Annotated in this window: 8 protein-coding genes; 4 read left to right on the top strand and 4 right to left on the bottom strand. The window is 71.0% G+C overall.

What is annotated here, in order from left to right; translation table 11 throughout:
* Nucleotides 1–189 precede the first annotated feature (189 nt).
* From GV126_RS32045 to GV126_RS32055, 3 genes are all read left to right on the top strand, one after another.
* Nucleotides 190–534, top strand: coding sequence for a hypothetical protein (locus tag GV126_RS32045; RefSeq protein WP_159674409.1), 345 nt, complete (start codon nucleotides 190–192; stop codon nucleotides 532–534).
* 263 nt (nucleotides 535–797) lie between these two features.
* The gene (xynA, locus tag GV126_RS32050; protein ID WP_159674411.1) at nucleotides 798–1,796 is read left to right on the top strand and encodes an endo-1,4-beta-xylanase XynA; all 999 of its coding nucleotides are present in this window, start codon (nucleotides 798–800) and stop codon (nucleotides 1,794–1,796) included.
* Nucleotides 1,797–1,844: 48 nt separating this feature from the next.
* Nucleotides 1,845–2,858: a polysaccharide deacetylase family protein gene (locus GV126_RS32055; RefSeq protein WP_159674423.1), complete on the top strand. Its 1,014-nt coding sequence runs from the start codon at nucleotides 1,845–1,847 to the stop codon at nucleotides 2,856–2,858.
* A 92-nt stretch (nucleotides 2,859–2,950) separates the two neighbouring features.
* Here the strand turns inward: GV126_RS32055 and GV126_RS32060 are convergent, their stop codons facing one another.
* The 4 genes from GV126_RS32060 to GV126_RS32075 all read right to left on the bottom strand — a co-directional run bounded on the left by GV126_RS32060 (nucleotide 2,951) and on the right by GV126_RS32075 (nucleotide 7,650).
* Nucleotides 2,951–4,303 (bottom strand): MFS transporter, encoded by a 1,353-nt coding sequence (locus tag GV126_RS32060; RefSeq protein ID WP_159674413.1) that lies wholly within the window; start codon nucleotides 4,301–4,303, stop codon nucleotides 2,951–2,953.
* A 52-nt stretch (nucleotides 4,304–4,355) separates the two neighbouring features.
* On the bottom strand, nucleotides 4,356–5,222 hold the full coding sequence (locus tag GV126_RS32065; protein WP_236570323.1) for a carbohydrate ABC transporter permease: 867 nt from the start codon (nucleotides 5,220–5,222) through the stop codon (nucleotides 4,356–4,358).
* On the bottom strand, nucleotides 5,219–6,202 hold the full coding sequence (locus GV126_RS32070; RefSeq protein ID WP_159674415.1) for a carbohydrate ABC transporter permease: 984 nt from the start codon (nucleotides 6,200–6,202) through the stop codon (nucleotides 5,219–5,221). The genes GV126_RS32065 and GV126_RS32070 overlap by 4 nt, the downstream gene beginning before the upstream one ends.
* Before the next feature lie 128 nt (nucleotides 6,203–6,330).
* Nucleotides 6,331–7,650, bottom strand: a complete 1,320-nt coding sequence (locus tag GV126_RS32075) for an ABC transporter substrate-binding protein (RefSeq protein WP_159674417.1) — start codon at nucleotides 7,648–7,650, stop codon at nucleotides 6,331–6,333.
* A gap of 265 nt (nucleotides 7,651–7,915) precedes the next feature.
* Between GV126_RS32075 and GV126_RS32080 the strand changes: the two genes are divergently transcribed.
* The coding region (locus GV126_RS32080) for a glycoside hydrolase family 2 protein (protein ID WP_369123914.1) at nucleotides 7,916–9,285 on the top strand (1,370 nt) is incomplete at its 3' end.

A 9,285-nucleotide genomic window follows, 5' to 3' on the forward strand; every position in this document is an offset into this window, starting at 1 on the left:
CGGCGCGCGGGGGGGAACCACGCGAGCGCCGGGGGCGCGGCGTGGGGGCAGGGGACCACGGGGAACGACTGCGGCGGGGGCCGCCGGTGCGCCCCCGCGCGGCACAGCGGCCACCCGTACCGGGACCTCCCCCCCTGCTCCCCCCCCCGCTGCAAGCCCGGCGCCGGGCCGCCGCTCGCCCGCGACCCCGTGTACGTCCCCCCCCGCGCCCAGTTCACCGCCGCCGCCCCCGCCGCGCTCCAGCCCCGCCCCATGCGCCCGCGTCCGGGCACCGCGCCGCCGCGCGACCAGGCCGAAGTGCTCACCTTCCTGACCGCGCCCGCGACGGTCTCGGCGCGCGTGGGCACCACGCCCCACACCTACCGCGCCCCCGTCGGCGTGCACGCCCGGACACTGCCGCTCGGCCCCGGCCTGACCGAGGCCGTGGTGAGCCGCGCGGGCCGCACCGTCGCCGCCGTCACGACCCGCTATCCGGTACGGCGCACGGTCGCCGTGCAGGACCTGCAGTACTACGGGGTCTCCAGCCGCCGCTGAGAACAGCGGTGCCGCACAACCGGCTTCGAAAGTTTCGAATCAACTGCTGCCTCACGTGATCTCGATACGGTGGCGATCGAAAGCCTTCCTTTGTCCTGGTCGCCGTATACCCCGGGTGACCTGTGCGAACACCGATCAACAAGCCGACTCCGGCAGGGCGAAGGTTTCGAAATAACTACCGAAACTGTTGACAGTTGTCAGGGGCAGGCCAACACTCGGGCGTCGTCACCTCACGCACCGCACAGCGAGGAGGAAGCACACCCATGACCACGCTCGCCCGTCCCCAAGGCCGCCCGGGCGGCCGTCTCCGGCTGCTCGTCAGAACCGCGTGGGCCCTCGCCCTGGCAGCCGTCGCCGCGCTGGCCCTCGCGGGCACCGCCCAGGCGGACACGATCACCTCGAACCAGACCGGCACCAACAACGGGTACTTCTACTCGTTCTGGACCGACAGCCCGGGCACCGTCTCCATGAACACCGGCGCCGGCGGCAACTACAGCACCCAGTGGAGCAACACCGGCAACTTCGTGGCCGGCAAGGGCTGGAGCACCGGCGGCCGCCGCAGCGTGACCTACTCGGGCACGTTCAACCCGTCCGGCAACGCCTACCTGTCCCTGTACGGCTGGTCGACCAACCCGCTCGTCGAGTACTACATCGTCGACAACTGGGGCACCTACCGGCCCACCGGCACCTACAAGGGCACGGTCACCAGCGACGGCGGCACGTACGACATCTACGAGACCACCCGCTACAACGCCCCCTCCATCGAGGGCACCAAGACCTTCAACCAGTACTGGAGCGTCCGGCAGACCAAGCGCACGGGCGGCACCATCACCACCGGCAACCACTTCGACGCCTGGGCCGCCCACGGCATGCCGCTCGGCACCTTCAACTACATGATCCTCGCCACCGAGGGCTACCAGAGCAGCGGCAGCTCCAACATCACGATCGGCGACTCCTCCGGCGGCAACACCGGTGGCGGCGGTGGCGGCGGCACCGGTGGCTGCACCGCGACGCTGTCCGCCGGCGATCAGTGGAGCGACCGGTACAACCTCAACGTCTCGGTCAGCGGTTCCAGCAACTGGACGGTGACGGTGAAGGTGCCGTCGCCGGAGAAGGTGATGGCGACCTGGAACGTCAGCGCGAGCTATCCGGACGCGCAGACGCTGGTGGCGAAGCCCAACGGCAGCGGCAACAACTGGGGCATGACCATCCAGAAGAACGGCAGCACCACCTGGCCCACCGTCAGCTGCAGCACCGGCTGAGCACCCCACGGCAACGAGAGGAGGACACCGCACATGCGCACCCCGCACATGCGCACCCGGCACCCGCGCATCGCGGCGCGCCGGCCGCTGCGCCCCCTGCTCGCCGGACTGGCCGGCGCCGCGCTGCTCGCCACGGCCGGCGTCTGCACCGTCGACGCCACCGCCGCCCAGGCCGCGGGCTGCACCGGGTACGTCGGCCTGACCTTCGACGACGGCCCGTCCAACGACCACACCCCGGCCCTGCTCAACGCGCTGAAGCAGAACGGGCTGCGGGCCACGATGTTCAACGAGGGCCAGTACGCCGCCGCCTACCCGGCCCAGGTCAAGGCCCAGGTGGACGCCGGCATGTGGGTCGGCAACCACAGCTACACCCACCCGCACCTCACCCAGCAGAGCCAGGCGCAGATCGACTCGGAGATCTCCCGCACCCAGCAGGCCATCGCCGGCGCGGGCGGCGGCACGCCCAAGCTGTTCCGCCCGCCCTACGGGGAGACCGACCAGACCGTGAAGTCCGTCGAGGCCAAGTACGGGCTGACGGAGATCATCTGGGACGTCGACTCCCAGGACTGGAACGGCGCGAGCACCGACGCCATCGTGCAGGCCGTGGGCCGGCTCACCAACGGGCAGATCATCCTCATGCACGAGTGGCCCGCCAACACCCTGGCCGCCATCCCGCGCATCGCGCAGACCCTGGCGGCCAAGGGCCTGTGCGCCGGCATGATCTCCCCGCAGACCGGCCGCGCGGTCGCCCCCGACGGGGGTTCCACCGGCGGTGGGGGCGGTGGCGGCGGCACCGGTGGCTGCACCGCGACGCTGTCCGCGGGCCAGGTGTGGAGCGACCGCTACAACCTGAACGTCACGGTGAGCGGTGCGAGCAACTGGACGGTGACGATGAAGGTGCCCTCGCCGGAGAAGGTGATGGCGACCTGGAACGTCAGCGCGAGCTATCCGGACGCGCAGACGCTGGTGGCCAAGCCCAACGGCAGCGGCAACACCTGGGGCGTGACCATCCAGAAGAACGGCAGCACCACCTGGCCGACCGTCACCTGCGCCGCGAGCTGAGCGCCGCGGCCGCCCCACCTCACCCGCACATCCGTGGCGCGACGGTCCCGACCGCCGCGCCACGTGTGCCGCCCACCGCAGGACGCCCGGGCTCAGGGCGACGCGAGCGGACCGGCCTCCTGCCCGGCCGCCGCATCCGGCACCGGCTGTCCGGCCGACACCGACCCCGACGCGGCGGCCGTCGCCGTCACCGCCGGTTCCCTGCGGCGCACCAGGCGGCGGACGTCCGGCACGCACAGCACCGCCAGGGTCAGCACCAGCACCAGCCCCGAGCAGCCCCACAGCGCGGCCGGCCGGCCCACCGCGTCCTGCACCGGACCGGCCACCGCCGTGGCCAGGGGCACCAGCGCCAGCGAGCCGAGCCAGTCGTAGGAGGACACCCGGGAGAACTTCTCCTCCGGTATCTCCTGGTGCAGCGCCGACATCCACGAGACGGCGAACACCTCGACGCTCACCCCGGTCACGAGCATCACCGCCACCAGCACGGGCGCCAGCACCGGCACGGCCAGCGCCGCGGACGGCGCGGCCAGCGGCAGCACCGCGAGGACACCGGCCCGCAACAGGCGCCGGGGCGCCCAGCGCGTCATCAGCACCCCGCCCAGGACCGTGCCCACGCCGAACGCCGCCAGGGCCAGCCCCCACGGCTGCGGCCCGCCCAGCCGCTCCCGCGCGACCAGCGGCCCGTACACCGTCTCGGCCGCCGCGACCACCGCGTTCACCACGGAGAACTGCAGCACGATCGACCACAGCCAGGGCCGGCCCACCACCTCCCGCCACCCGCCGCGCAGATCGCCCAGCAGGTTCGTGCCGCCCGTGCGCTCCGGCACGGCGCGCACGTCGAGGAAGGCACGCAGCGCTCCGGCGACCGCGAAGGCCGCCGCGTCCAGCGCCAGCACCCAGCCGGGCCCGACCGCCGCCACCAGCGCACCGCCCAGGCCGGTGCCGAGGATGCCGGCGCCGTTGACCCCCATCCGGAAGACGGCGAAGGCCCGGCCGGACCGGCTGCCCCGGACCGTGGCCAGCAGCATGCCCTCGGCGGCCGGGGAGAAGAACGCCTGCCCGGTGCCGCCCAGCGCGGCCAGCACCGCCATCTGCCACACCCGGGCGGTGCCGGTGAGCACCAGCACGGCGAAAAGCCCCTGCGAGACGCAGCTGAGCGCGTTCGCGGCCACCATCACCCGGTGCCGGGGCAGCCGGTCCGCCAGCGCCCCGCCGACCAGCACGAACACGATCAGCGGGACGGTCCGGGCCGCCGCCACCAGCCCCACGTCGGTCGCCGACCCGCCCCCGGCCAGCACCGCGAAGGCGGACGCCACCAGCGCCCCGGAGCCGCCCAGCCCGGAGACGACGGCGGCGCCGGTGAGCAGCACGTAGTTGCGCCCGGCCCACGCGGGACGCGCGGAGGGACGCGGAGCAGGTCGCGGGAGAGGTCGAAGGGCGGTCACCCACGGATTATCCCCGTGCTCCTTCCGGCGGGGACCGCCGCCCTCCGGCCGGCTACTTCGTCGCCCCCTGGGCGAAGCCGTTGTAGATGTAGCGCTGCAGGAACAGGAAGACCAGCAGGGTCGGCAGGATGACCAGGACGGCACCGGCCGAGATGTCCTCCCAGTGGGCGCCGAAGGGCCCCTTGAAGCGGAACAGCGCCGTGGAGATCGTGCCCTTGTCCTCGGAGGGCATGTAGAGGAAGGGGATGTAGAAGTCGTTGTACGTGGTGATCCCCTTGATGATCACCACGGTGGCGATCGCCGGCTTCAGCATCGGGAAGATGATCTTGCGGTAGATGGTGAACGCGTTCGCCCCGTCCAGGCGCGCGGCCTCGTCCAGGGACGTCGGGATGCCCCGGATGAACTGCAGGAAGATGTAGACCGACACGATGTCCGTGCCCATGTAGAGCAGGACGGGGGCCCAGCGGGAGTCGAACAGGCCGAAGCTGTTGACCACCTGGAAGGTCGCCACCTGCGTCGTCACACCCGGCACCAGCGTGGCGATCAGGAACAGGGCCATGACGAGCTTCTTCAGGCGGAAGTCGAAGCGGTCGATGGCGTACGCCGTCATCGAACCGATCAGCACCGTGCCGGTGATCGAGAACAGCAGGATGAACGCCGTGTTCCCGAACGCCCGGAGCATGTGGCCGTCGGTGAACGCCGTGGCGTAGTTCGAGAAGTTGAGCCAGTCGTGCGGCAGGCTCAACGCGCCGGTGCCGTCGGCCACCTCCTGCGGCGTCTTCAGCGAGGTGAGGAGGACGACGGCGAGCGGGGCGAGCACCACGAGCGAGGCGACGACCAGCGACAGGTACGTCAGCACCGCGGCCGCACCGAAGCGCCGGCCGCGCGCGCGGGTGAGGGCGGGGGAGGGGGCGGTCATACGAGGTCCACCTTCTCGTCGGGCACCAGGCGCCGCTGGACCCACGTGATCAGCAGGATGATCAGCAGCAGCACCACGGCGCAGGCCGAGGCCAGGCCGGTCTTGTTGAACTGGAAGGCGAGCTTGACCGTCTGGATGACGAAGGTCTGCGTGCCGGTCGCGCCGCCGGTCATGATGTACGGGATCTCGAAGACGGACAGGGATCCGGAGATCGCCAGGATGACGCTCAGGCTGACCACCGGACGGATGCTCGGCGCGATCAGGTGGCGGAACTGCTGCCAGCGGCTCGCGCCGTCCAGCTGGGCGGCCTCGTAGAGCTCGCCGGGGACGGACTGGATCGCGCCGAGGAACAGCACGAAGTTCAGCCCGGTGAAGCGCCATACGGACACGCCGGCCAGGGCGGTGTTCGCCGACTGCGGGTCACCCAGCCAGGCGTGGTCGCCGCCGGCACCGAACAGGGACAGGATCGCGTCCAGCGTGCCGCCGTCCTGGAAGAAGTAGAGGAAGACGAAGCCGATCGCCACGCCGTTGATGAGGTAGGGGAAGAACAGGATGCCCTTGAACAGGTTGCGCAGCCGCAGGTCGAAGCTGAGGACCGTGGCGAAGTAGAGCGCGGCGGCGATCTGCACCACGGAGGCGGCCAGGTAGTAGAGGCTGACGGCGAACACCCGGAACAGCTGGGGGCGGGTGAACAGCTGCTCGTAGTTGTCCGTGCCGACGAAGGAGCGGTCGGGGCTGACGCCGTCCCAGTCGGTGAAGCTGTAGTAGATCATGTTGCCCACCGGCACGTAGGTGAACGTGATCAGCAGGGCGAGCGGCACCAGCAGGAACAGCCAGGGGGTGGCGCGGCGCAGCGGGTGGTCGCGCCAGGAGCGGCGCCGGGAGGCCGGGCGGCGGCCGGCGCCGTGCCCCGTGCGGAGCCGGCCGCCGCCCGGCCGGGCGAGCGGATCGGGTGGTGCGGTGCGGGTGAGGTCGGTCATGTCGGCGGCCCTTTCGTCGTGCGCGGTGAGCGCGCGTGCGGTCGGCGCACCGGGCACCCGGCCGGGAGCCCGGTGGCGGGGTGTGTGCCCCCGGCCCTCCGGCCGGGCGCCGCGGCGCGTCCGGCGGATCAGGAACCGGCGGTCTGCCGCGCCTCGGCCCAGCGCTTGTCCAGATCGGCGAAGTAGTCCTGCAGCGAGCCCTTCTGGGCGCCGCGCGCGAGGTCGACGAGCTTTTGGCGGTAGTCCTGCTTGTTCAGGCCGATCTCCGCGGCGTTGTCGATGGCGTTGACCTCGGCGGTCTTCGCCTCGGAGCGCTCGATGAAGGTGACATCGTTGTCAACGAAGCTCTTCAGCGTGCTCGGCAACGGGGCGGACTTCAGCGGGGAGACGGCGCCCTCGCTCGCGGAGTAGCCGGACTTCTCGGTGAACCAGTCGATCCAGGCGCGCGCCGCGGCCTTGTGCTTCGAGTGGACGTTGACGGCCTGCGGGTAGTCGGAGAGCAGCGTCGCGCAGAAGTGGCCGTCCTTCTGGACCGGGAACGGCAGGAAGCCGATGTCGTCGGGGCTGGTGCCGGCCTTCTTCGCGGCGTCCTGCATCTGCGTGATCGCCCAGGAGCCCAGCAGCATGCTGCCGATCTTCCCCTTGGCCAGGAGCGACTTGGAGTTCTCCCAGTTGGTGGTGGTCGGGTCCTTCTCGGCGAGCCTGTCGTGGACGATGTCGTACAGCAGGGTGTCGATGACGTTGAGGTCGCTGCCGGCGGCCCACGGCTTGTCGGTGCCCGCCAGCGCGTCGGAGGCCTTGGCGTCGCAGCTGACCGAGCCGACGCTGTTGGTCCACGGGCTGCTGAGCGGCCAGCCGTCCTTGAAGTTGGTGTAGTAGGGGGTCGCGCCGGTCCTGTCGCGGATCGCCTTCAGGTCGTCGAGGAACTGCTGCGGGGTGGTGGGCCAGGTGGTGATGCCGGCCTTCTTCCACAGGGCCTTGTTGTAGACGAAGCCGTCGGCGGTGCCGAACGTGGCGATGCCGTAGGTCTTGCCGTTGACGTCCGTCTTGTCGGTGAAGCGGTACGTGGCCCGCAGGGAGGCGGTGTCACCGAGCGGGGCGAAGAACTTCGGGTAGTCGCCCTTGGAGATCGCCGCCGGGATCATCAGGACGTCACCGTAGTTGTCGGTGTTCATCCTGATCTTGACTTCGCCCTCGTAGTCGGTGATGCCCTCGAACTTGACCTTCACCTTCGGGTAGACCTTGCCGAACTGCTCCGCGTACCGCTTCATCGTGCCGTCCTGCACGAGGTCGGTGCGGTGGGTCAGGACCGTGATGGTGCCCGAGACGGACGCCGGGTCCGACGGTGCGGTGGCGCTCTCCTGCGACGGAGCACCTCCCGCGCTGCACCCTGCGACGGCCAGCATCGCGGTGGTCAGCACGGCGGCGCTCAGCGTCTTCCTCCCCATGTGCCCCACTCCTTCCAAGGATCACGGCTCGGGCTCCGTGGTTGACGGAACTATGGCAGTCGGCAGTGAACCGGTAAAGCTCAAAAGTTGGGCGCGATACTCAATCGTTACCTCCAAGGTAGGTTATTTGTCGCCATATGCCGTCTCCACCTGGGCGGATATCCGTCCAAGGCGCCCGGGAAAGGGGACTAGACCGGTTCATCAACAGGGCGCTAGGTTGGCGATGTCGTACCCAGTCCGCCCCGCTTCGCCGATAGGAGCGCACATGAAGGACGTCATCCGGCTCACCGAGGGCTGGAGCCTCCACCACGACGGCACGCCGCTGCCCGCCCAGGTCCCCGGCTGCGTCCACACCGACCTGCTCGCGGCCAGCGTCATCCCGGACCCGTATCTCGGCCTGAACGAGCGGGAGGTGGCCTGGGTGGGGCGCCGGGCCTGGACGTACAGCCGCGCCCTCGACCCGCAGGACACCGCGGCCGACGGGCACGAACGCACCGACCTGGTCTTCGACGGCCTGGACACCGCGGCGGTCATCAGTGTCGACGGACGGGAGCTGGGCCGGACCCGCAACATGCACCGCCGTCACCGCTTCGACGTCACCGGCGCCTCGGGCACGCTGCGCGTGGACTTCGCGTCCGCCTACGACGAGGCGGCCGCGGTCCGCGCGCGGACCGGCGACCGGCCCAACGTCTATCCCGAACCCTTCCAGTACATCCGCAAGATGGCCTGCAACTTCGGCTGGGACTGGGGCCCCACCCTGGTCACCGCCGGGATCTGGCGGCCGGTCCGGCTGGAGCGGTGGTCGACGGCCCGCCTCGCGCAGGTGCGGCCGCTGGTGACCGTCGCCGACGGCACCGGCCGGGTGGAGATCCACGTGACACTGGAGCGCACGGCGCGGGGCGAGGGCCGCCGCCTCGGCCTGCGCGCCTCGGTGGCCGGCGTCGAGGCCCGCACCGAGACCGACGGCAACGACGCCGTCCTGACCCTGGACGTCCCCGGCGTCGCCCTGTGGTGGCCCCGCGGGTACGGCGATCAGCCGCTGTACGACCTGACCCTGACGCTCCTCGACGCGACCGGCGAGCCGCTGGACTCCTGGGAGCGCCGGATCGGCTTCCGCACCGTCACGGTCGACCGCTCCCCGGACGAGCACGGCACCGGGTTCACCTTCGTCGTCAACGGCGAACGGATCTTCGCCCGCGGGGTGAACTGGATCCCCGACGACGCCTTCCCCTCCCGCATCACCCCCGAGCGGTACCGCACCAGGCTGCGCCAGACGGCCGGCACCGGAGCGGACCTGGTCCGCATCTGGGGCGGCGGGATCTACGAGGACGACGCCTTCTATGACGCCTGCGACGAACTCGGGCTCATGGTCTGGCAGGACTTCCTCTTCGCCTGCGCCGCCTACCCCGAGGAGCAGCCGCTGCGCGGAGAGGTCGAGGCGGAGGCCCGCGACAACGTTGTCCGCCTCATGTCCCACCCCAGCCTGGTCCTGTGGAACGGCAACAACGAGAACCTCTGGGGCTTCCGCGACTGGGACTGGGAGCCCGAGCTGGCCGGGGACTCCTGGGGCGGCGGCTACTACCTCGACCTGCTGCCGCGCGTCGCCGCCAAACTCGCCCCCCCCCGCCCCTACAC

Source organism: Streptomyces mexicanus (assembly GCF_902506575.1).
In the GTDB taxonomy this organism is placed as follows: domain Bacteria; phylum Actinomycetota; class Actinomycetes; order Streptomycetales; family Streptomycetaceae; genus Streptomyces; species Streptomyces mexicanus.